The organism is Leisingera sp. F5 (genome assembly GCF_001593695.1).
This window is the reverse complement of the sequence record NZ_LUKH01000025.1, coordinates 1-20,509: the sequence shown is the minus strand read 5'-3', so window position 1 is coordinate 20,509 and position 20,509 is coordinate 1. Positions and strand designations below refer to the sequence as shown.

Genomic DNA, 20,509 nt, shown 5'->3' with positions numbered 1-20,509 from the left:
CCGGAGTATTTGTGCAAAGGTGAATGTGCAGACTGGTTATTGCGGCACCGGCCCGCGGTATTTCTCCGTCAGCTCCGGCGCCACTTCATCCGCCTCATAAACGCCCAGCAGGATACCCTTGCGCCCGGACTTGCCACGACGCGCCTTGATCTGCGCATCCGACAGGGTGATGCGCTGCGACATCCGCAGCCCCCACTCCAACAGCCGGTCATACATAACGCCAATGACCTCCTGATGCGCATTGCCCTTGGCGAGATCCACCAGTTCATCCGGGTCGTTTTCCATGTCGAACAGCATCGGCCGCAACCCGCCTTCGGCATGCATGAACTTCCAGCGCTTGTCCGTCACCATGAACAGACGTGCATCCTTCGGCTCCAGCCCCAGTTTTTCGCACAGCGGCATGGTGGAGTAGTCGAACTCGGCAATTGCATAATCCCGCCACGCCGGGTTTTCCCCGCGCAGAAACGGCATCAGGGAGCGCCCCTCCAGGATATGCGGCGCCGGATCGCCGCCCGCCGCCTCCAGGAAAGTCGGCAACAGGTCGATCGCCTCCACCAGCGCATCGCAGGTTGTTCCACGTGCAGCATCAGCATCTGCGCGCGGGTCGTAGATGATCAGCGGCACCTTGATCGAGGGTTCGTGGAACAGGTTCTTCTCGCCCAGCCAATGATCGCCCAAGTAGTCGCCATGGTCCGAGGTCACCACGATCATCGTGTCCTGCATGCGGCCGGTTTCCTCCAGCCAGGCAAACAGCCGGCCCATCTGGTCATCGGCCTGTTTAATCAGCCCCATATAAGCGGGAATGACCTTTTCGCGCACCTCATCACGGCTGAAGGTCTTGCCGATCTGGTTGTTCATCATGCCGTCGAACACCGGATGCGCCGCGTCACGCTCGACCTCCGAGCGCACTACCGGCAGCACGTGCTCAGGCCCGTACATGCCGTGATAGGGGGCCGGAACGATATAAGGCCAATGCGGTTTGATATAGCTCAGATGCGCGCACCAGCGGCCTGTGGCCTGTTCGATGAACGCCATCGCCTGGGTGGTCAGCCAGGGCGTTTCGCTATCTTCCTCGGCAATATTGGCAGGCTTATCCGCGTTGACCATGAACCAGCCGGACGCCACGTCACTCCCCTCAACCCCGGCATTGGCGAAATCGTTCCAGGGGTTGCCACCCGGGTAGCCCTTTTCCTTCAGGTACTCATTATAAGGGCTGCGTTTCTGGTCATAGAACCCGTCCGGCCCTTCCGCCCACAGCCCGTCATCACGCACCCACGGGTCAAACCCGCACTCCGACTGGCGCACGCCGACCACACTGTCCGGCGCCAGGCCCAGCCGCTGCATCCCTTCCGCATCGGCCACCATATGCGTCTTGCCGATCAGGTGGCAGCCCATGCCCGCCTTGCGCAGATGGTCACCCATGGTCCACTCCCCCACCCGCAAGGGGTAGCTGTTGAACTGCACACCATGGCTGGACGGGTAGCGCCCGGTATAGCTCGACATCCGCGACGAGCCGCAGGTCGGCGACTGCACATAGGCGCGGGTGAACCGCACACCCCTGGCCGCCAGCGCATCAATATGCGGGGTGTGCAGATGCGGATGGCCTGCGCAGCTCAGATAGTCGAACCGCAACTGGTCGAACATGATGTAGAGAATGTTCATCGGCACCTCCCGGTAAATGCCGGGATTATTGAACAGGTGAAGCAAAATGGCGAGGATGATTTCCGTCAGCCGCCAAAACCTCCCGGCGTGGCCACCATCCGCAGTTTTTCCAAAGGCAAAACACATTATGACCGATACGCCCGATCCCGGATCAATCCGCGTTGCCAAGACCGAAGACGCCTCCAGTCTGGCGGCCCTGTCCATCGAAGTGTGGATCGGCACCTATCTGCGCAGGGGCGTCAGCAGCTTCTTTGCGGACTATGCGCTTGGCCAATTCACCCGCGAACACTTCCTTGACCTCCTGAACCGCCCCGCAGAAACGCTGCTGGTTTCAGAAAACCAAGAGGGAATAGACGGCTACGTCCGGATATCGCACGGCAACCCGTGCCCAGCCGGCAGCAGCTCAGAAACTGAGATCTCCACCCTTTACGTTCAGCCCCGGCACCAGGGGAAGGGCCTGGGGCAATCCTTGCTTGCCGCAGGGGTTGAGGCGTGCCGCACCAACGGATGGGACGCTCCGTGGCTGGCTACCAACTCTGAAAACAAAGGGGCCATCGCCTTTTATCTCAGCCAAGGCTTTGAAAAAGCGGCCCTGACCCATTTTGAGGTTCAGGGCAGACGCTACCTCAACGATGTCCTGCTCTGCACTGATTTTAGAAACCGGATCACAGGGCAGGTATCGGGAAACGGTTGAAACCCGCCCAACTCGTTACACGATTTCACATGAGCGAACTTTTCCGTTACATTTAACTTGCCGCGAATCATCTTCCGGCGTAATACCGACCCAACGGTCGGCTTATCCTGCCGCCGCCACAGGAGACGTGAATACCCATGGATGCTTTCATCTGCGATGCCACCCGCACCCCGATCGGCCGCTACGGCGGCGCGCTGAGCCAGGTGCGCACCGATGACCTGGCCGCCCTGCCGATTGCTGCGCTTGCCGCGCGGAACCCGGATGTGGACTGGAGCAGCCTGGATGACGTGATCCTGGGCGACGCCAATCAGGCCGGAGAAAGCAACCGCAACGTGGCCCGTATGGCGGCCCTGCTGGCGGGGCTGCCCACAAGCGTTCCCGGCACCACCATCAACCGTCTCTGCGCCTCCGGCATGGATGCGGTCGGCATGGCGTCGCGCGGCATCAAAGCGGGCGATTATGACATGGCCATCGCGGGCGGCGTCGAAAGCATGTCCCGTGCGCCTTTCGTGATGCCCAAGGCCACGTCTGCTTTCACCCGCGCCAATACGGTCTATGACACCACCATCGGCTGGCGTTTCGTGAACAAGAAAATGCACGAAATGTACGGCACCGATTCCATGCCGCAGACTGCCGATAACGTCGCCGCAGATTACGGCATCTCCCGCGAAGATCAGGATGCCCTTGCCGCCCGCAGCCAGGCCCGCTGGGCCGCCGCACATGAGGCCGGCATTTTCAACGACGAGATCACCCCGGTCACCATCCCCCAGCGCAAGGGTGAGCCCATCGTCGTGGACACCGACGAACACCCGCGCCCCGGCACCTCGGCTGAAAAGCTGTCAGGCCTCAAGGGCGTCAACGGCCCGGACAAGACTGTCACCGCAGGCAATGCCTCGGGCGTCAATGACGGCGCCGCCGCAATCCTGATGGCGAATGAAGCCGCCGCGGCCAAAAACGGGCTGAAACCGATGGCCCGCATTGTCGGCATGGCCGCCGCCGGGGTTGAGCCGCGCATCATGGGCATCGGCCCGGTGCCTGCCACCCGCAAGGTTCTGGCCCGCACCGGCCTGACCATCGAACAGATGGACGTGATCGAACTGAATGAAGCTTTCGCAAGCCAAGGCCTTGCCACCCTGCGCGAGCTTGGCGTTGCGGACGATGCGCCCCATGTTAATCCCAATGGCGGTGCCATCGCACTCGGCCACCCGCTCGGCATGTCCGGCGCGCGGCTGGTGCTGACCGCCGCCTACCAATTGCAACGCACTGGCGGGCGTTATGCGCTTTGCACCATGTGCGTCGGCGTCGGACAGGGCACCGCCCTGATCCTCGAACGCGTGTAACGAACTTTAGGAGGTCCCAGACATGTATGCTCAGATGGTCAAATCCGAAGCGACCCAGGACGATCCGGAACAGCTGGCGGCCTTCCAGGCGCGCATCGACGCGGGCGAGAAGATCGAGCCCAAGGACTGGATGCCCGAAGGCTACCGCAAGACGCTGATCCGCCAGATCGGCCAGCACGCCCATTCCGAAATCGTCGGCCAGCTGCCCGAAGGCAACTGGATCACCCGCGCGCCGACGCTGGAGCGCAAGGCGATCCTGCTTGCCAAGGTGCAGGACGAGGCGGGCCACGGGCTCTACCTCTATTGTGCGGCAGAAACCCTGGGTGTCTCCCGCGACGAGATGACCGAAATGCTGCTGGACGGCCGCATGAAGTATTCCTCGATCTTCAACTATCCCACCCTGAACTGGGCCGACATCGGCGCAGTGGGCTGGCTGGTTGACGGCGCGGCGATCATGAACCAGGTGCCGCTGCAGCGCACCTCCTTCGGCCCCTACTCCCGCGCGATGATCCGCGTCTGCAAGGAAGAAAGCTTCCACCAGCGCCAAGGCTATGACGCCATCCGCCAGATGGCAGAGGGCACCCCGGAGCAGAAAAAGATGGCCCAGGATGCGCTGAACCGCCTCTGGTACCCGTCGCTGATGATGTTCGGCCCCTCCGACAAGGACTCGGTCCATTCAGCCCAGTCGATGGCCTGGAAGATCAAGATGAACACCAACGACGAGCTGCGCCAGAAATTCGTCGACCAGACCGTGCCGCAGGCCGAATACCTTGGCCTGACGGTCCCGGACCCGGGCCTGAAGTGGAACGAGGAACGCGGCCACTATGACTACACAGATCCGGACTGGTCCGAGTTCTTTGAGGTGATCAAGGGCAACGGCCCCTGCAACACGGACCGCCTCGCCGCCCGTAACAAGGCCTGGGACGACGGCAAATGGGTCCGCGACGGCCTCTTGGCGCATGCCAAAAAGAAAGCCGCCAACAAGGTTGCCGCGGAATGAAACTTCAACGCGCCATGCCGATACTGCAGGTGCGCGACGTCACCGGCTCCGTTGCCTTCTACCAGCGTCTCGGCTTCACAGCTCAGGGGCTATGGGGCGATCCGCCCGGCTTTGGCATCGTTCAGCGCGGGCAGGTCACCTTGGGGCTGGACCGTTCAGAAAGCGGCGAAATCCCGGTGAACCAAGGCTGGGCCGCATATCTTTACGTTGAAGATGCAGATGCGCTGCACGCAGAATTCACCGCGCTGAACCTGCCTCATCTCAGCCTGCCCGAAGACCGTGAATACGGATGCCGTGATTTTCAGATCAAGGACCCCGATGGCCACGGGCTTGCCTTTGGACAGGACCTTTCGTCCGACGCATATGGCCCCGGACTGGGTCCGGACAGCGAATAGGAGACATAACGATGAAAAACGAATGGCCCCTCTGGGAAATCTTCATCCGCGGCCAGCACGGCATGAGCCACCGCCACGTCGGCAGCCTGCATGCGCCAGACGCCGAAATGGCGATCAAGAACGCCCGCGATGTTTACACCCGCCGCAATGAAGGCGTGTCGATCTGGGTGGTCGAAGCCAATCATATCGCCGCATCCTCGCCCAGCGACAAGGGTCCGCTTTATGAGCCGTCGGAAAGCAAGGTCTACCGCCACCCGACCTTCTTCGACATCCCCGAAGAAGTGGGGGCGATGTAATGACCCGCGAAGAGGCATTCCTGCAGTTCCTGCTGCGGATGGGGGACAACACCCTGATCCTCGGCCACCGGGTCAGCGAATGGTGCGGCCATGCACCAGTTTTGGAAGAGGACATCGCGCTGGCCAATACCGCGCTGGATATGATTGGCCAGACGCAGATGTGGCTCGGCCTTGCGGCTGAGGTACAAGGGACTGGCAAAACCGCCGACGACCTGGCCTTCCTGCGCGACGCCTGGGACTTCCGCAACGTGCTGCTGGCTGAGGTGCCGAACGGCGACTTCGGCCGCACCCTGATGCGTCAGTTCCTGTTCGACGCCTGGCACTCGATCCAGCTGGGCCGGCTGATGAAATCCTCCGACGAACGCGTTGCCGCGATTGCCGGGAAGGCCTCGAAAGAGGTCGCCTATCACCTGGAACGCTCCGCTGATACCGTGGTGGGCCTGGGGGACGGCACTGAGGAAAGCCACCGCCGAATGCAGGAGGCACTGGATTATCTGTGGCCCTATGCGGGCGAGATGTTCCAGTCCGACGATGTGGACGCCGAGATGGTCAAGGCGGGTATCGCGCCCGATCCGGCCTCCCTGCGCGAGGAATATGACGCGCTGGTCTCCCGCATCCTGAATGAGGCCACGCTGACCATCCCGGAGAGCCGCTTTGCCCATAAGGGCGGACGCACCGGTACCATGCACACCGAGCACCTGGGCCATTTGCTGACCCAAATGCAATGGCTGCAGCGCGCCTATCCGGGCGCCAAGTGGTAGGGCCAAGGCCAAAGAACTGAGGGCGGCCCCCGGCCTCGAGTGGGGGTGAAGCCCCCTCCCGCTTTGCCGAAGGCAAACCTTTGGTTTGACGGAGAGGCCGGGGTCTGCCGGGCCTACCATCCGGGCGGAACAGCCAATGAGGATAAACCGCATGAGCCAAGTGACAACTCAGCCAAGCATTGACCAGATATGGCAGTGGCTCGACGCCGTGCCGGATCCGGAGATCCCGGTGATCTCGCTGGTGGATCTGGGCATCATCCGCGATGTGGCCTGGGAAGGCAAAACTCTGGTTGTTTCCGTCACCCCGACCTACTCCGGCTGTCCGGCAACTGCGGTGATTGCCTTGGATATCGAAACCGCTCTGCGGGATCATGGCATCCGGGATCTGCAACTGAAAACCCAGATCGCCCCCGCCTGGACCACCGACTGGATGTCCGCCAAGGGCCGCGCCAAGCTGGAAGACTACGGTATCGCCCCGCCCCAAGCCGCTGGCGGCCCTGAAAAATGCCCGAACTGCGGCAGCACACATGTCACCAAGGTCAGCCAGTTCGGCTCGACCCCCTGCAAGGCCCACTGGCGCTGCCAGGACTGCCTCGAACCCTTTGATTATTTCAAGTGCATCTGAGGAGACCCTGATGGCGCGCTTTCACGACCTTGAAGTCACCGACGTCCGTAAAACCATCCGCGATGCGGTGGTAGTTACCCTGAAGCCCGCAAACGGCGCGGCTGAGGAGTTCGATTTCACCCAAGGCCAGTACCTGACCTTCCGCCGCGACTTCGACGGCGAGGAGCTGCGCCGCAGCTACTCAATCTGCGCCGGCAAGGACGAAGGCATCCTGCAGGTCGGCATCAAACGCGTCGATGGCGGCGCGTTCTCCACCTGGGCCAATACAGAGCTGAAACCCGGCGACACCCTGCAGGCAATGCCGCCGATGGGCACCTTCTTCACACCGCTCGATGCAGGTACTGAGAAGCATTATTTGGGCTTTGCCGGCGGCTCCGGCATCACCCCGGTTCTTTCAATCCTCAAAACCACGCTGGCGGCAGAGCCGAACGCCTCCTTCACGCTGGTCTATGCCAACAAGGGCGTGAACACGATCATGTTCCGCGAGGAGCTGGAGGATCTTAAGAACCTCTACATGGGCCGCTTCAACGTGATCCACGTGCTGGAGTCGGACGCGCAGGAAATCGACCTGTTCACCGGCCTGGTGACCGAAGAAAAATGCGCTCAGCTGTTTAAGCACTGGATCGACATCCAATCGGTCGACACCGCCTTCATCTGCGGGCCTGAGCCGATGATGCTGGGCATCGCCAGCGCGCTGCGCACTGCCGGTCTCAATGACAGCCAGATCAAGTTTGAGCTGTTCGCCTCGGCCCAGCCGGGCCGCGCCAAACGCAAGGCCACCGCAACGGATGCCGCCAGCAGCGCCAATCAGACCAAGGCTGCGATCACCCTGGACGGTGCTACCCAGACCGTCGAGATGGGCAAGGACATGACCCTGCTGGATGCGGCACTGGAGAACGCGATGGACGCGCCATACGCCTGCAAGGCCGGCGTCTGCTCCACCTGCCGCTGCAAGGTGCTGGAAGGCGAGGTCGAGATGGTCGCCAATCATGCGCTGGAGGATTACGAGGTCGAAAAGGGCTATGTGCTGTCCTGTCAGGCCTATCCGGTGACGGACAATGTCGTGGTAGATTACGACCAGTAACGGCAAGAGCGAGGGAGCAAGACCATGACCGAAGACATGAGCATCGAAAGCTATCTGGCACAGGGCGGGGTTCTGACCAACCCCTCCAACGTGCCGCCGCGCTATCGCGCCGAACTGATGAAGATGATGGCAACCTTCGTCGACAGCGAATTGGCGGGTGCTGCCGGCTTTGCCGACATCATCAACGAAGGCCCCGGCATCAAGGCCCGCATCGCCGCCGCAAAGATCGTGCTGGAAAAATCCGACAGCGCCGAGAAGGTGCTGCGCATCATGGGTGACTTTGGCGCCGATACTGAACGCTATGCCGACCACCACCCCTGGACCGCACGGCTGGAACGGAATGCCGACATCGGCCAGAGCCGTACCAAGCACGACATGCGGCTTGCCGTGTTCAACTACCCGCTGGAAGGCTGGGCCGATGCGGTGATGATGAACCTCCTGATGGGCCGCGCGGTGGCACTGCAGCTGGAGGAGCTGTCCCATGTTTCCTACCAGCCGCTGGCCGAGGCGTTTCGCGCCATTCTGCCCGTCGAGGCGCACCATGCGGAACTGGCGGAAGAAGGGCTGATGGCGCTGGTCGAGGCTCACGGCACGCAAGCGCTGCAAGAACTGGCGGACTACTGGTGGCCGCGGGTGGCGGCAAGCTTTGGCCAGGAAGCATCGGACAAGTTCGAAGGGCTCAAGGCCATGGGCCTGCGCCGTACCCCGAATGCCGAGTTGAAAGCCCGATGGCAGCAGGAAGCCCGGGCAATTCTTGGCAAGACCGGGTTGAAACCGGCTGCGTAACCCGCCGGAGCAATGCGCTCCCGCCCGGGCCTGCGCGCATCCGGATGCGCTTGCCCGGTTGGGCCGGGCGCGCCTTGCGGCGCGCTGGATCTTGCCGGAAACACATGCTAAGGTTGATTAAGTCAGCTTTCCTGACCGAATGTTTCGCGCGCGAAACAATTGGGCAGTATTACTGACCTACCAAACGCCACGTCACATCCCGCCATCCGCGCCATGTAAGGCACTGAAAAGCATGTGGTTTGCCCATTTCACGGCTGCGGCTCCACCCGCCTGGAAAGTAAGCATGTCTGGACTGCCGCGCCAACTCTGCCTAGTTTTCGCAACGTAAAGCGAGGGCAATGCAATGGCAGCGGGCAGCACCATCCGGACCTATTTTGACGGCACGTGGCATGACGGGAACCTGGCGGTGATGCGAGCCGCGGATCATGCAATGTGGCTGGGATCCTCGGTGTTTGACGGCGCGCGGTTCTTTGAAGGGGTGGTCCCGGATCTGGACTTGCACTGCGCCCGCACCAACGCCTCGGCCCAGGCGCTGATGATGACCCCTACGCTTTCAACAGAGCAGATGGCGGAGGTGATCCGCGAGGGGCTGGAGGCGTTTGCGCCTGGTGCTGCGGTCTATATCCGGCCCATGTACTGGGCCGCAGACGGGGACGAGACCCTGATCGCCCCCAAGCCTGACAGCACCTGCTTTGCGGTCAGCCTGGAGGAAATTCCGATGGCACCGGACACCACTGCCGCAACACTCACCCGCACCCGCTTTCGCCGCCCGGTGCTGGAAAATGCGGTGGTGAATGCCAAGGCCGGCTGCTTGTATCCCAACAACGCCCGGATGCTGCGGGAGGCGCGCAGCAAGGGGTTTTCCAATGCGTTGGCGCTGGATGCGATGGGCAACGTGGCGGAAACGGCCACCAGCAATGTCTTCATGGTGCGCGATGGCGCAGTGTTCACTCCGATCCCAAACGGCACGTTTCTGGCCGGTATCACCCGCGCCCGCCACATCAGCAACATGCGTGCCGATGGTATCCCCGTTCAGGAATGCGTGCTGAGTTATCAGGATTTCGAAGAGGCCGATGAGGTCTTTCTCTCCGGCAATATGAGCAAGATCACCCCGGTCACCGCCTTTGACGCGTGCCGGTATCAGGCCGGTCCTGTGGCCAAGCGGGTGCGCGAAATGTACTGGGATTGGGCATCCGGCCAAAGGTAACATTCCGCTTGCCTCACGGGCGGAACAGGCTCCCGCCCGCGTGCGATCTTCTTGGCAAAAGCCCGCGGTGCGGTTGGGCATCACACCATGCTTGCGCACGGCGCCGCGCCGCGCATCTGCGCGGCGCCCGGCCCAATGCCGCCAAGGAGTTTCCGGCACAGCCGGATAATCCTGCGGGAGCGGGAGCACTTCCCCTGCCCCGCACAACCGGCAGTCTAGGGCCAGATTATCGCAACGGCCTGGCAGCTTTGGCTCTATTGCCTGATGCGCCCGCTTGGGTCATGATCCGCGGTGGAACAACGAGAGAGCGAAGATGCGCAAATTCCTAGTGGTGCTGGATGACAGCCGCGAATGCCTGAACGCGATGCGCTTTGCCGCGATGCGGGCGGCGCACACCGGTGCGGGCGTGACAATTCTGTCAGTTATCCCGCCGGACGAATTCAACCACTGGATCGGCGTCGGCGAAGTGATGCGGGAAGAAGCGCGCGAGCGGATCCACGCCCATTTCGAGGTCTTTGCCAAATGGATGCGCGACCGCCAGAACGTGGACCCCGATCTGGTGATCCGCGAAGGCGAAGCGGTGCCGGAAATCCTGCAGTATATCGAGGACGACGCCGAAATCGGCGTGCTGGTGCTGGGTGCCGGAACCGGGCGCAAAGGGCCGGGACCGCTGGTCACTCAGCTGACCAAAACATCTGGCGCCCTGCCGGTGCCGATAACCATAGTGCCCGGCGATCTGTCGAAGGAAAAGCTGGAAGCCATTACCTGACCAGCAGGAGGCGGAGGCAATGGATCGCAGTGTCGCCTTCTGGTTTGAGTTTGCTTCCACCTACTCCTATCTCAGCGTGATGCGGATCAGCAGCGCCGCCAAGGCGCGCGGCGCCGCAGTTACCTGGAAGCCGTTTCTGCTGGGTCCCATCTTCGCTGCCCAGGGCTGGACCACATCGCCCTTCAACCTCTTCCCTGCCAAGGGCCGCTATATGTGGCGCGACATGCAGCGGATCTGCGCGGCCCGCGGCCTGCCCTTCCGCCGCCCCGATCCGTTTCCGCAAAACGGGCTGCCGGCCGCACGGCTGGCGCTGGCCGCAGCAGAGCACGGTCGAATCGAAACCTTTGCCCAGGCCGTGTTTCAGGCACAGTTCGGGACCGGGGCCGATATCTCCGCTGAACCTGTCCTGCTGGACTGTCTGCATCAGGCCGGACTGGATGCGAACCTGCTGGACCGCGCGCAATCGCCTGACATCAAAACGGCACTGCGCGCGCAGACCGAGGCGGCCAGCGCCGCAGGTATTTTCGGCGCGCCTAGTTTCACCAGCGGGCCGGAACTGTTCTGGGGCGACGACCGGCTGGAGCAGGCGTTAGACCACGCCGCCGCCCGTACGATTTAGAATAGTTCCAAATCTTGACTTGAGGCCGCGCAGAGCGCATATCGGGGGCACGCTTAACGGAGACCCGACATGTTCATTCAGACTGAATCCACGCCCAACCCGGCGACGCTGAAATTCCTGCCGGGCCAGACCGTTCTGGAAGCAGGCACTGCTGATTTCCCCAGCGCCGATGCTGCGGCCAAATCGCCGCTGGCCTCCCGCATCTTTGCGGTCGACGGCGTGACCGGCGTCTTTTTCGGCAATGACTTTGTGACTGTGACCAAGGCGGACAGCGTTGAGTGGGACCACATCAAGCCCGCCATCCTCGGCGCGGTGATGGAGCATTACCAGTCCGGCCAGCCGGTGATGGCGGACGGCTCTGCCGATCCGGCCTCGGGCCATGCCGAACATTCCGGCGAGGACGCCGAGATCGTCAACCAGATCAAGGAACTGCTGGACAGCCGCGTGCGTCCGGCGGTGGCCCAGGACGGTGGCGACATCACCTTTCATGGGTTTGACCGCGGTGTGGTCTATCTGCATATGCAGGGCGCCTGTGCGGGCTGCCCGTCTTCGACCCTGACACTGAAGATGGGCATCGAGAACCTGCTGCGCCATTATATCCCGGAAGTCACCGAGGTGCGCCCGGTTGCCGTCTGAGGCAGCCTTTCCCATTACAGGCCGCTGTTATTGCGGGGCGATACGGCTGAAATTCAGCGCCCGCCCGCAGACGGTGGCCTATTGCCATTGCAGCGACTGCCGCCGCTGGACCGGCGGTCCTGTTGGCGCCTTCGCAGCCTTTGACGAGGCGGATCTCCGCGCTGAGCCTGGTCTGGGGCCGGCGTTTTCCAGTCAGCCCGGCGTTTCACGGTGGACCTGCAAGGACTGCGGATCACCACTGGCGGCAGCATTCGGCTACTTGCCCGGCCAGATCTATGTGCCTGTTGGTATTTTGGACCAGGCGGATGAACTGGCGCCGGACATCCATTGCCACGAAAGATCCCGCCTGCCCTGGCTGCATTTCACTGATGACCTGCCGCGTGCAGAGGGATCCGGGCGCGATGCGCTGAACAGCGCCGGCAGCAAGACATGACTATGCAAGACACCCCCGAATTCACAAATGATGGCTCTCAGCCGCTGGTTCTTGGCTTTGACACCTCGGCCGGCCATTGCGCCGCTGCGCTTTTGCGCGGGGATGAGGTTCTGGCGTCCCGATTGGAAGAAATGACCCGCGGCCAGGCTGAGCGGCTGATGCTGCTGCTGGAAGAGGTGCTGGCCGAAGGCGGCGCCGCCTGGCAAGATCTGGATGCGATTGGCGTCGGCGTCGGGCCTGGCAATTTCACCGGCATCCGCATTGCCGTTTCCGCAGCGCGCGGGCTGGCGCTGGGGCTGGAAGTTCCGGCTGTCGGCGTCGACGGGTTTGACGCCCGCACCGCTGAAGGCGCCCTGTCGGCCGTGCCTGCCCCGCGCAATCAGGTCTATGCCGCCTTGCCGCGCGAGGCACCGCGTCTGATGCCGCGCCAAGAGGCTGAAGCGGCCGCCCGCGGTGCCGGGCTGGCCTTTGCGCCCGAGGCAAGCCCAGCAGGGATTGCCGAAGCTGTTGCACGCATTGCCGCTGCACGGTTCCGCACCGTGACTGAGCCGCCTGCACCGCTGTACCTGCGCGCTGCAGATGCTGCGCCTTCCAGTGATGTTCCGCCTGCGCTGATTGATGAGTGAACCGCTGACACCGGAGAAGATGGCCGCGACCCATGCCGCGGCCTTCACCCAATCCCGCCCGTGGCACGCTGCAGAGTTCGCCTCCCTGCTGGACAGCCCGCTGGTCTTTGCCGCCGGTGATGCACGCTGTTTTGCCCTGGTGCGGGTGATCGCGGATGAGGCGGAACTTTTGACCATTGCCACCGACCCCGCGCATCAGCGCCAGGGTTTGGCGCGGCGCTGCATGGCGGACTGGGAATCAGCTGTCCGGGATCGCGGTGCGGCCGAAGTTTTTCTTGAGGTCGCCGAGGACAACGCCCCGGCGCAGGCATTGTACCGTGCCTGCGGATTCGCGGAATGCGGGCGCCGCGCAGGTTACTACCGCCGGATTGGGACAAAAGCGGCGGATGCGCTGTTGATGAGAAAAGCCTTCCGCTAGGCCAGTTGCGCGGATTTCGCACCAAATGGTCAAAAAGCGGTTGACCCCCTCCCTGCCCTGCAGGCTAAATTGCCACACCCTTTAAGGCCTGAACGGGGCCGGGCAGCGGAACCTCCGCTGCATCCAACAATAATGACAGTGGGAGTTAACCTGATGACCCTGATGAAATCGCTGATGGGCGCAGCCGCGTCGCTGGCCCTGACCGCAGGTGCCGCACTGGCCGAGCCCGCGCTGATCTTCGACTTGGGCGGCAAGTTCGACAAGAGCTTCAACGAGGCCGCGCACGGCGGCGCCCAGCGCTGGGCAGATGAGACCGGCGAAAGCTACCGCGAGATTGAGCTGCAGTCCGAAGCCCAGCGCGAGCAGGCGCTGCGCCGCTTTGCCGAGGCCGGCGCCAATCCGATTGTGATGGTCGGCTTTGCCTTTGCCGATGCCCTGGGTCAGGTTGCAGGCGACTATCCCGACACCAAGTTCACAATCATCGACATGGTGGTTGAAGGCGACAACGTGCGCTCGGTGGTGTTTAACGAGCATGAAGGCTCGTACTTGGTTGGCATGATGGCGGCGATGGCGTCGAAATCGAACACCGTCGGTTTTATCGGCGGCATGGACATCCCGCTGATCCGTAAGTTTGCCTGCGGCTACGCCGAGGGCGTCAAGGCGGCCAACCCGGATGCCAACGTGATTTCTAACATGACCGGCACCACCCCGGCGGCCTGGAACGACCCGGTAAAGGGCTCGGAGCTGACCAAGGCACAGATCAGCCAAGGCGCTGATGTGGTCTATGCCGCGGCCGGCGGCACCGGTGTCGGCGTGCTGCAGACCGCAGCTGACGAAGGCATTCTGTCGATCGGCGTGGACAGCAACCAGAACCACCTGCACCCGGGTAAGGTGCTGACCTCGATGACCAAAAAGGTCGGCAACGCGGTTTTCGAGGCGTTCTCGGATGGCGCGGACATGGAAACCGGCTTCTCGGTCATGGGCCTGGCCAATGGTGGTGTCGGCTATGCCATGGACGAACACAACGCATCGCTGGTCTCTGCTGACATGCAGGCTGCAGTAGACGACGCTGCCGCCAAGATCGCCTCGGGTGAGATCAAGGTGCATGACTACATGTCTGACGACAGCTGCCCCGCGCTGAGCTTCTAAGCAGAAAGCCCCAGGCCATGACGGATTCCCTTATCACTCTGTTTGCGGCCTGGGGCGACCCTTCGCCCGAGGACCGCGCTGCAAAAACCGACGCGGCCCTTGGGCCTCGTTTCTATTACTCTGATCCCAACACTCCCGTCCCCATCGAAGGCCGTGACGCCTATCTGGACTACATCGCGCAGTTCAGCGCGATGATGCCCGGCGCCGCGGCTAAGGTGGTAGCCGTCTCGGAACATCATGGCCATGCACGCGCCACGGTGGATTTCCTGAAGGACGGCCAACTGATGGTGCGCGGCCAGTATTTTGCTGATCTGGAAGACGCCAAGGTGGTGCGTCTGATCGGATTCACAGGCATGGGAGAGCCCGATTGACCGCTCCCGCCATCGAACTCAAAGGCATTTCTAAGGCCTTTGGCCCGGTCCAGGCAAACAAGGACATTTCCATCAGCGTCGCCCCCGGCACCATTCACGGGATCATCGGTGAAAACGGTGCCGGCAAATCGACGCTGATGTCGATCCTCTACGGCTTTTACAAGGCCGACAAAGGCGAGGTCTGGATCAAGGGACAGCGGACCGCGATTCCCGACAGTCAGGCGGCGATTGCCGCGGGCATCGGCATGGTGTTCCAGCATTTCAAACTGGTGGAGAACTTCACCGTGCTGGAGAACATCGTGCTGGGGGCCGAGGACAGCGGCATGCTGATGCCCTCGCTGCGCCGTGCCCGCAAGGAGCTGAAGGCGCTGGAAGAAGAGTACGAGCTGTTCGTGGATCCCGACGCCCGCATCGACGAGATCGGTGTCGGTATGCAGCAGCGGGTCGAGATCCTGAAGGCGCTCTACCGCAAAGCCGAGATCCTGATCCTGGATGAGCCGACCGGTGTGCTGACACCTTCTGAGGCGGACCAGCTGTTCCGCATCCTCGACCGGCTGCGCGCCGAGGGAAAGACCATCATTCTGATCACTCACAAGCTGCGGGAGATCATGGAGTATACCGATACTGTTTCGGTGATGCGGCGCGGCCAGATGACTGCCACCGTAAAGACGGCTGAAACCAGCCCCGAACATCTGGCGGAGTTGATGGTCGGCCGCAAGGTGCTGCTGCGGGTGGACAAGGTGCCGGCCCGGCCCGGCGCACCGATCCTTGAGATTGAAAACCTGCGGGTGGTGGACGAGGCCGGCGTCGAGCGCGTCAAGGGCATCGACCTGACCGTGCGCGCAGGTGAGATTGTCGGCATCGCAGGCGTGGCCGGCAATGGCCAGTCGGAGCTGCTGGAAGTCTTGGGCGGCATGCGAGCGGGCAGCGGCAGCATCAAACTGCATGGCACCCCTTTGCCGCTGCGCGGCCAGGGTGCGGATGCGCGCGCGCGCAGGGATGCCCATATCGGCCATGTGCCGGAGGACCGCCAGCGCGAAGGCCTTATCATGGACTTCCACGCATGGGAGAATGTGGCCTTTGGCTATCACCGCGATCCGGCCTACAGGAACGGTCTGCTGTTGGATAACGCCGCCCTGCAGGCGGATACCGAAGCCAAGATGGCAAAATTCGACGTGCGCCCGCCCGATCCCTGGCTGGCCGCCAAAAGCTTTTCCGGCGGCAACCAGCAAAAAATCGTTGTGGCGCGCGAGATTGAGCGGAACCCCGAGCTTTTGCTGATCGGACAGCCGACCCGCGGCGTCGATATCGGCGCCATCGAATTCATTCACAAGCAGATCGTCGAGCTGCGCGATCAGGGCAAGGCGATCCTGCTGGTCTCGGTCGAGCTGGAAGAGATCCTGTCGCTGGCGGACCGGGTTGCAGTGATGTTTGACGGCATGATCATGGGCGAGCGCCCGGCGGATCAGACGGACGAGAAAGAACTGGGCCTGTTGATGGCCGGTGTCGCGGGGGAGGCCGCGTAAATGGACAAGATGCCGAAATGGGCCGATGTGGTCCTGATCCCGCTGATCAGCCTGGCTTTGGCCGCACTCCTGTCGGCCCTGGTGATCCTCGGGATCGGCGAGGACCCGGTGGCGGCGGTCAAACTGATGGTCGATGGCGCCCTGGGATCCACCTATGGCTGGGGCTACACGCTGTATTACGCCACAAATTTCATGTTCACCGGCCTTGCGGTGGCAGTTGCGGCTCATGCGGGCCTTTTCAACATCGGCGGCGAAGGCCAGGCGATGCTGGGGGGGCTTGGCGTGGCGCTGGTCTGCCTGCTGATCCCCTGGCCGCACTGGTCGCTGGCGTTGATCTTTGCTGCTCTGGGCGCCGGGGTTTTCGGCGCTGCCTGGGCCGCAATCCCCGCCTACCTGCAGGCCAAACGCGGCAGCCATATCGTGATCACCACCATCATGTTCAACTTCATCGCCGCGGCGGTGCTGAACTATGTGCTGGTCAACGTGCTGCGCCCCGAAGGCTCGATGGACCCGGCCACCGCGCGCTTCCCCGAGGCCGTGCATCTGCCGTCGCTGCATGAGCTGCTGACCCCCATCGGTATCAGCTTCTCCAAATCGGCCCCGGCCAATGTCAGCCTGCTGGTTGCTGTGGGCGCCTGCCTGTTTATCTGGCTGCTGATCTGGCGCACGCCGCTGGGCTATGAAATCCGTTCGCTGGGCAAATCGGAACCCGGCGCGCGCTATGCCGGTATCTCCTCGGTCCGCACTGTCATGATCGCCATGCTGATCTCCGGCGCGCTGGCCGGCATGATGGCGGTCAACAACGTGATGGGCGAGGCCGAGCGTCTGGTGCTGAACGCCACCGAAGGCGCCGGTTTCATCGGCATCGCAGTGGCGCTGATGGGCCGCAACCATCCCTTTGGCGTGTTTCTGGCGGCGATCCTCTTTGGCTTCCTCTATCAGGGCGGCGCGGAACTGGCGCTCTGGACCTCGATCCCGCGCGAGCTGATCGTGGTGATCCAGGCGCTGGTGATCCTGTTCACCGGCGCTTTGGACAACATGGTGCGGATGCCGCTTGAGAAGATCTTCCTGGCGGTGCGGAAGGGGCGGAGCTGATGGATTTCCTGACGATCATCCAACTGCTGGACTCCACCGTCCGCCTGGCCACGCCTCTGCTGCTGGCCTGCCTTGCAGGCCTGTTCTCCGAGCGCGCGGGCATCTTCGACATCGGCCTGGAAGGCAAGATGTTGATGGCCGCCTTCTTTTCCGCCGCTGTCGCTGCCGTGACCGGCAATGTCTGGCTGGGGCTGCTGGCCGGTATCGGATCCTCGCTGGTGCTGGCGGGCCTGCACGGTGTGGCGTCGATCACTTTCCGCGGCAATCAGCTGATTTCCGGCGTCGCCATCAACTTCCTGGCGGCGGGTATGACCGTGCTGATCGCCCAGGACTGGTTCCAGCAGGGCGGCCGCACGCCGTCGCTGTTCAGCGGCGGGCGGTTCGGGCCGATCACCCTGCCCTTTGCCGACAGCCTGTCCGATGTGCCGGTGCTGGGCCCGGTCTATTCCGAGCTGCTTTCGGGCCATTCGATCCTGGTCTATATCGCCTTCCTGGCAGTGCCTGCCACCTGGTGGGTGCTGTTCCGCACCCGGTTCGGACTGCGCCTGCGCGCGGTGGGTGAAAACCCGGCGGCGGTCGATACTGCCGGCGTCTCGGTTGTCGGCCTGCGGTACGCGGCAGTGATGATCTGCGGCCTGTTGTGCGGCATTGCCGGGGCTTATCTGGCCACTGCGTTGCAGGCAGGCTTTGTCAAGGACATGACCGCAGGGCGCGGCTTCATCGCCCTGGCGGCGTTGATCTTTGCCAAGTGGCGGCCCTGGCACGCCATGGGCGCCTGCCTGTTGTTCGGCCTGCTGCAGGCCGTCGCACTGCGGTTCCAGAACATCGAACTGGGCGGCATCACCATCCCGGTGCAGGCGATGGACGCGCTGCCTTACGTGCTGACAGTGGTGATCCTGGCCGGTTTTGTCGGCAAGGCGATCCCGCCCCGCGCCGGCGGCGAGCCTTACGTCAAGGAGCGTTAAGCCCTGCGTCTGTCTTGCTGAAACGCCCGGCCCCGCACCGGGCGTTTCCTTATCTGCCCCTCAGAGGTGTCACAGCAGGCCCCTGTTGCACCGCACGCAGTGCGGTGCCCGGCCCAAGGCCGCCAAGGCGATTGGCGCAGCCATCTCCTGCGGGCGCGGGAGCTTCCCGCCTGCCCCTGTGCCCGCAAACCCAGCGATAAGTCCAGTTTGATGCGTCAAATCAGTCCTGCACGCTGCAGAGCGGCATAGATCATTGATTTTTGAACGAACTGCGGTTTAACAAGGACCATGCAGATATACCTTCCCATAGCTGAGGTCTCGGTCAATGCCTTCCTTCTCCTGGGCCTCGGGGGAATGGTCGGGGTTCTCTCGGGCATGTTCGGAGTCGGCGGCGGCTTCCTGATGACGCCGCTGTTGTTTTTCATCGGCATCCCGCCAGCCGTGGCCGTGGCCACGGAAGCGAACCAGATTGTCGCCTCGTCGTTTTCCGGGGTGCTCGCGCATTTCCGAAGGCGCACCGTCGATATCAAGATGGGGCTGGTGCTGCAGGCCGGCGGCCTGATGGGCGCGGCGCTTGGGGTGGTGGTGTTCAACTACCTCAAGGCGCTTGGCCAAGTCGATCTGCTGGTGAAGCTCTGCTATGTCGTCTTCCTCGGCGTGGTCGGCGGGCTGATGTTCATCGAAAGCCTGAACGCCATTCGCAAATCAAAAAAAGCGGGCGGTGCGGCGCCTGCCGCCCGGCGCCAGCGCAGCTGGGTGCATGCGCTGCCGTTCAAGATGCGGTTCCGCACCTCAGGCCTGTACATTTCAGTGATCCCGCCGGTCCTGGTCGGCATCTGCGTCGGCATCCTGGCCGCCATCATGGGTGTCGGCGGGGGATTCATCATGGTGCCTGCGATGATCTACATCCTTGGCATGCCGACCAAAGTGGTTGTCGGCACCTCGCTGTTCCAGATCATCACGGTCACCGCTTTCACTACCATGCTGCATGCCACCACCAACTATACAGTGGACATCGTTCTGGCAGTGCTGCTGCTGGTCGGCGGCGTGATCGGAGCCCAGATCGGCACCCGCATCGGTGTCTATCTCAAGGCCGAACAGCTGCGGATCCTGCTGGCGCTGATGGTGATCATCGTCTGTGTCAAGCTGGGGCTTGAGCTGCTGCTGCAACCGGCTGAGCTGTACTCGCTCGGCGCTGCAGGAGGCCACTGATCATGCGCAAGCTGCTTATGTCCGCCCTCACAGCTGCGGCCCTGGCACTGCTGCCGCAGTCAGCGGCCCAAGCCGCCAAGGAAGAAGTCGTTCTGGGCCTCAGCCAGGACCGGGTGGCGATCACCGCCACCTTTGATGGCTCGGAAATTCTGGTCTTCGGCGCGGTGAAACGGGAAAGCCCGATCCCGTCGGAGGATCCGCTGGAAGTGATTGTTACCGTCTCCGGCCCTGCCCCGGCAGTGATGGTGCGCCGCAAGGAAAAGAAGCTGGGCATCTGGGTCAATGTGGACAGCGTGCTGGTCGACTCGGCCCCGGCTTTCTATGCGGTGGCCACCAGCGCACCGTTTGACCAGGTGCTGACGGATACCGAAGATCTGCGTTTCCGGGTGTCCATCGAACGGGCCATCCGATCGGTCGGTGCGGCAATGCACATCCGCGGCGCCCAGTCCTTTGCTGACGCGGTGGTGCGCATCCGCGAGGACAACGGGCTCTACTCGCTGCGGGAAAACACGGTCGCAGTAGATGAGCAGACCCTGTTCCGCACCGCCATTGAGATGCCGGCGGACCTGACTGAAGGCGATTACCAGACCCGCATCTTTCTGACCCGCGGCGGCGAGGTTGTGTCCAGTTACGAGACCACAATCGATGTGCGCAAAGTGGGGCTGGAACGGTTCCTGTTTTCGATGTCCCGCGAGCAGCCTTTTCTCTACGGCCTGATGGCCTTGGCCATTGCGATCGCCTCCGGCTGGGGCGCTTCTGCGGCCTTCAGCTTGCTTCGGAACCGGTAAGAGGGGCCGGCCCCTCTTTGGCCGTACGGCCAATTCACCCCGGGGTATTTTT

Annotated in this window: 24 protein-coding genes; 23 read left to right on the top strand and 1 reads right to left on the bottom strand. The window is 62.8% G+C overall.

What is annotated here, in order from left to right; all coding sequences use genetic code 11:
• Positions 1–36 precede the first annotated feature (36 nt).
• Positions 37–1,662: a sulfatase-like hydrolase/transferase gene (locus tag A2I95_RS16910; protein WP_291731299.1), complete on the bottom strand. Its 1,626-nt coding sequence runs from the start codon at positions 1,660–1,662 to the stop codon at positions 37–39.
• Between the two features lie 127 nt (positions 1,663–1,789).
• Between A2I95_RS16910 and A2I95_RS16905 the strand changes: the two genes are divergently transcribed.
• The 23 genes from A2I95_RS16905 (at position 1,790) to A2I95_RS16795 (ending at position 20,457) form a co-directional block, all read left to right on the top strand.
• Complete coding sequence (locus tag A2I95_RS16905; RefSeq protein ID WP_291731297.1) at positions 1,790–2,356, top strand: GNAT family N-acetyltransferase; 567 nt, start codon at positions 1,790–1,792, stop codon at positions 2,354–2,356.
• A 137-nt stretch (positions 2,357–2,493) separates the two neighbouring features.
• Positions 2,494–3,696, top strand: coding sequence for a 3-oxoadipyl-CoA thiolase (pcaF, locus tag A2I95_RS16900; protein ID WP_291731295.1), 1,203 nt, complete (start codon positions 2,494–2,496; stop codon positions 3,694–3,696).
• 22 nt (positions 3,697–3,718) lie between these two features.
• Positions 3,719–4,696, top strand: coding sequence for a 1,2-phenylacetyl-CoA epoxidase subunit PaaA (gene paaA / locus A2I95_RS16895; RefSeq protein WP_291731293.1), 978 nt, complete (start codon positions 3,719–3,721; stop codon positions 4,694–4,696).
• Complete coding sequence (locus A2I95_RS16890; RefSeq protein ID WP_291731291.1) at positions 4,693–5,091, top strand: VOC family protein; 399 nt, start codon at positions 4,693–4,695, stop codon at positions 5,089–5,091. Before paaA ends, A2I95_RS16890 begins: the two co-directional genes overlap by 4 nt.
• An 11-nt stretch (positions 5,092–5,102) precedes the next feature.
• Positions 5,103–5,387 (top strand): 1,2-phenylacetyl-CoA epoxidase subunit PaaB, encoded by a 285-nt coding sequence (gene paaB, locus A2I95_RS16885; protein WP_008557866.1) that lies wholly within the window; start codon positions 5,103–5,105, stop codon positions 5,385–5,387.
• Positions 5,387–6,148 carry a 1,2-phenylacetyl-CoA epoxidase subunit PaaC gene (gene paaC / locus A2I95_RS16880; RefSeq protein ID WP_291731264.1) on the top strand — a complete coding sequence of 254 codons (762 nt, stop codon included), beginning with the start codon at positions 5,387–5,389 and terminating at the stop codon, positions 6,146–6,148. Before paaB ends, paaC begins: the two co-directional genes overlap by 1 nt.
• Positions 6,149–6,299: 151 nt before the next feature.
• Positions 6,300–6,773 carry a 1,2-phenylacetyl-CoA epoxidase subunit PaaD gene (gene paaD, locus A2I95_RS16875; protein WP_291731261.1) on the top strand — a complete coding sequence of 158 codons (474 nt, stop codon included), beginning with the start codon at positions 6,300–6,302 and terminating at the stop codon, positions 6,771–6,773.
• A gap of 10 nt (positions 6,774–6,783) precedes the next feature.
• Positions 6,784–7,857: a 1,2-phenylacetyl-CoA epoxidase subunit PaaE gene (gene paaE / locus A2I95_RS16870; protein WP_291731258.1), complete on the top strand. Its 1,074-nt coding sequence runs from the start codon at positions 6,784–6,786 to the stop codon at positions 7,855–7,857.
• Positions 7,858–7,881: 24 nt separating this feature from the next.
• Positions 7,882–8,643 carry a Phenylacetic acid catabolic protein gene (locus tag A2I95_RS16865; protein WP_291731257.1) on the top strand — a complete coding sequence of 254 codons (762 nt, stop codon included), beginning with the start codon at positions 7,882–7,884 and terminating at the stop codon, positions 8,641–8,643.
• A gap of 343 nt (positions 8,644–8,986) precedes the next feature.
• Positions 8,987–9,850 (top strand): branched-chain amino acid aminotransferase, encoded by an 864-nt coding sequence (locus A2I95_RS16860; RefSeq protein WP_291731254.1) that lies wholly within the window; start codon positions 8,987–8,989, stop codon positions 9,848–9,850.
• A gap of 313 nt (positions 9,851–10,163) precedes the next feature.
• On the top strand, positions 10,164–10,619 hold the full coding sequence (locus A2I95_RS16855) for a universal stress protein (RefSeq protein ID WP_291731251.1): 456 nt from the start codon (positions 10,164–10,166) through the stop codon (positions 10,617–10,619).
• A gap of 19 nt (positions 10,620–10,638) precedes the next feature.
• Positions 10,639–11,238 (top strand): 2-hydroxychromene-2-carboxylate isomerase, encoded by a 600-nt coding sequence (locus A2I95_RS16850; RefSeq protein WP_291731249.1) that lies wholly within the window; start codon positions 10,639–10,641, stop codon positions 11,236–11,238.
• Positions 11,239–11,307: 69 nt separating this feature from the next.
• Entirely contained in the window at positions 11,308–11,874 is a 567-nt protein-coding gene (locus tag A2I95_RS16845; RefSeq protein ID WP_291731247.1) for a NifU family protein, read from the top strand.
• The gene (locus tag A2I95_RS16840; protein WP_291731245.1) at positions 11,864–12,307 is read left to right on the top strand and encodes a GFA family protein; all 444 of its coding nucleotides are present in this window, start codon (positions 11,864–11,866) and stop codon (positions 12,305–12,307) included. The genes A2I95_RS16845 and A2I95_RS16840 overlap by 11 nt, the downstream gene beginning before the upstream one ends.
• Positions 12,304–12,933, top strand: a complete 630-nt coding sequence (tsaB, locus tag A2I95_RS16835) for a tRNA (adenosine(37)-N6)-threonylcarbamoyltransferase complex dimerization subunit type 1 TsaB (RefSeq protein WP_291731243.1) — start codon at positions 12,304–12,306, stop codon at positions 12,931–12,933. The genes A2I95_RS16840 and tsaB overlap by 4 nt, the downstream gene beginning before the upstream one ends.
• Positions 12,926–13,351, top strand: coding sequence for a GNAT family N-acetyltransferase (locus A2I95_RS16830; protein ID WP_291731241.1), 426 nt, complete (start codon positions 12,926–12,928; stop codon positions 13,349–13,351). Before tsaB ends, A2I95_RS16830 begins: the two co-directional genes overlap by 8 nt.
• 153 nt (positions 13,352–13,504) lie before the next feature.
• Positions 13,505–14,500 carry a BMP family ABC transporter substrate-binding protein gene (locus tag A2I95_RS16825; protein ID WP_291731239.1) on the top strand — a complete coding sequence of 332 codons (996 nt, stop codon included), beginning with the start codon at positions 13,505–13,507 and terminating at the stop codon, positions 14,498–14,500.
• Between the two features lie 17 nt (positions 14,501–14,517).
• Entirely contained in the window at positions 14,518–14,871 is a 354-nt protein-coding gene (locus tag A2I95_RS16820; RefSeq protein ID WP_291731237.1) for a nuclear transport factor 2 family protein, read from the top strand.
• Positions 14,868–16,397 carry an ABC transporter ATP-binding protein gene (locus A2I95_RS16815; protein ID WP_291731235.1) on the top strand — a complete coding sequence of 510 codons (1,530 nt, stop codon included), beginning with the start codon at positions 14,868–14,870 and terminating at the stop codon, positions 16,395–16,397. Before A2I95_RS16820 ends, A2I95_RS16815 begins: the two co-directional genes overlap by 4 nt.
• Positions 16,398–17,492 (top strand): ABC transporter permease, encoded by a 1,095-nt coding sequence (locus A2I95_RS16810; protein WP_291731233.1) that lies wholly within the window; start codon positions 16,398–16,400, stop codon positions 17,490–17,492.
• Entirely contained in the window at positions 17,492–18,457 is a 966-nt protein-coding gene (locus A2I95_RS16805) for an ABC transporter permease (protein ID WP_291731231.1), read from the top strand. Before A2I95_RS16810 ends, A2I95_RS16805 begins: the two co-directional genes overlap by 1 nt.
• Positions 18,458–18,745: 288 nt before the next feature.
• On the top strand, positions 18,746–19,669 hold the full coding sequence (locus A2I95_RS16800; RefSeq protein WP_291731229.1) for a sulfite exporter TauE/SafE family protein: 924 nt from the start codon (positions 18,746–18,748) through the stop codon (positions 19,667–19,669).
• A 2-nt stretch (positions 19,670–19,671) separates the two neighbouring features.
• Positions 19,672–20,457: a TIGR02186 family protein gene (locus tag A2I95_RS16795; protein WP_291731227.1), complete on the top strand. Its 786-nt coding sequence runs from the start codon at positions 19,672–19,674 to the stop codon at positions 20,455–20,457.
• The last annotated feature ends 52 nt before the right edge of the window (positions 20,458–20,509 follow it).

What these genes read in the sequence shown, in the direction of transcription:
- A2I95_RS16850 (WP_291731249.1), top strand. Translation starts at nt 10,639, where the DNA reads ATGGATCGCAGTGTCGCCTTCTGGTTTGAGTTTGCTTCCACCTACTCC.
- A2I95_RS16905 (WP_291731297.1), top strand. Translation starts at nt 1,790, where the DNA reads ATGACCGATACGCCCGATCCCGGATCAATCCGCGTTGCCAAGACCGAA.
- paaE (WP_291731258.1), top strand. Translation starts at nt 6,784, where the DNA reads ATGGCGCGCTTTCACGACCTTGAAGTCACCGACGTCCGTAAAACCATC.
- A2I95_RS16860 (WP_291731254.1), top strand. Translation starts at nt 8,987, where the DNA reads ATGGCAGCGGGCAGCACCATCCGGACCTATTTTGACGGCACGTGGCAT.
- A2I95_RS16795 (WP_291731227.1), top strand. Translation starts at nt 19,672, where the DNA reads ATGCGCAAGCTGCTTATGTCCGCCCTCACAGCTGCGGCCCTGGCACTG.
- A2I95_RS16855 (WP_291731251.1), top strand. Translation starts at nt 10,164, where the DNA reads ATGCGCAAATTCCTAGTGGTGCTGGATGACAGCCGCGAATGCCTGAAC.
- pcaF (WP_291731295.1), top strand. Translation starts at nt 2,494, where the DNA reads ATGGATGCTTTCATCTGCGATGCCACCCGCACCCCGATCGGCCGCTAC.
- A2I95_RS16825 (WP_291731239.1), top strand. Translation starts at nt 13,505, where the DNA reads ATGACCCTGATGAAATCGCTGATGGGCGCAGCCGCGTCGCTGGCCCTG.
- A2I95_RS16845 (WP_291731247.1), top strand. Translation starts at nt 11,308, where the DNA reads ATGTTCATTCAGACTGAATCCACGCCCAACCCGGCGACGCTGAAATTC.
- A2I95_RS16865 (WP_291731257.1), top strand. Translation starts at nt 7,882, where the DNA reads ATGACCGAAGACATGAGCATCGAAAGCTATCTGGCACAGGGCGGGGTT.
- A2I95_RS16830 (WP_291731241.1), top strand. Translation starts at nt 12,926, where the DNA reads ATGAGTGAACCGCTGACACCGGAGAAGATGGCCGCGACCCATGCCGCG.
- A2I95_RS16810 (WP_291731233.1), top strand. Translation starts at nt 16,398, where the DNA reads ATGGACAAGATGCCGAAATGGGCCGATGTGGTCCTGATCCCGCTGATC.
- paaB (WP_008557866.1), top strand. Translation starts at nt 5,103, where the DNA reads ATGAAAAACGAATGGCCCCTCTGGGAAATCTTCATCCGCGGCCAGCAC.
- A2I95_RS16910 (WP_291731299.1), bottom strand. Translation starts at nt 1,662, where the DNA reads ATGAACATTCTCTACATCATGTTCGACCAGTTGCGGTTCGACTATCTG.
- A2I95_RS16805 (WP_291731231.1), top strand. Translation starts at nt 17,492, where the DNA reads ATGGATTTCCTGACGATCATCCAACTGCTGGACTCCACCGTCCGCCTG.
- paaA (WP_291731293.1), top strand. Translation starts at nt 3,719, where the DNA reads ATGTATGCTCAGATGGTCAAATCCGAAGCGACCCAGGACGATCCGGAA.
- A2I95_RS16820 (WP_291731237.1), top strand. Translation starts at nt 14,518, where the DNA reads ATGACGGATTCCCTTATCACTCTGTTTGCGGCCTGGGGCGACCCTTCG.
- paaC (WP_291731264.1), top strand. Translation starts at nt 5,387, where the DNA reads ATGACCCGCGAAGAGGCATTCCTGCAGTTCCTGCTGCGGATGGGGGAC.
- A2I95_RS16800 (WP_291731229.1), top strand. Translation starts at nt 18,746, where the DNA reads ATGCAGATATACCTTCCCATAGCTGAGGTCTCGGTCAATGCCTTCCTT.
- tsaB (WP_291731243.1), top strand. Translation starts at nt 12,304, where the DNA reads ATGACTATGCAAGACACCCCCGAATTCACAAATGATGGCTCTCAGCCG.
- A2I95_RS16890 (WP_291731291.1), top strand. Translation starts at nt 4,693, where the DNA reads ATGAAACTTCAACGCGCCATGCCGATACTGCAGGTGCGCGACGTCACC.
- paaD (WP_291731261.1), top strand. Translation starts at nt 6,300, where the DNA reads ATGAGCCAAGTGACAACTCAGCCAAGCATTGACCAGATATGGCAGTGG.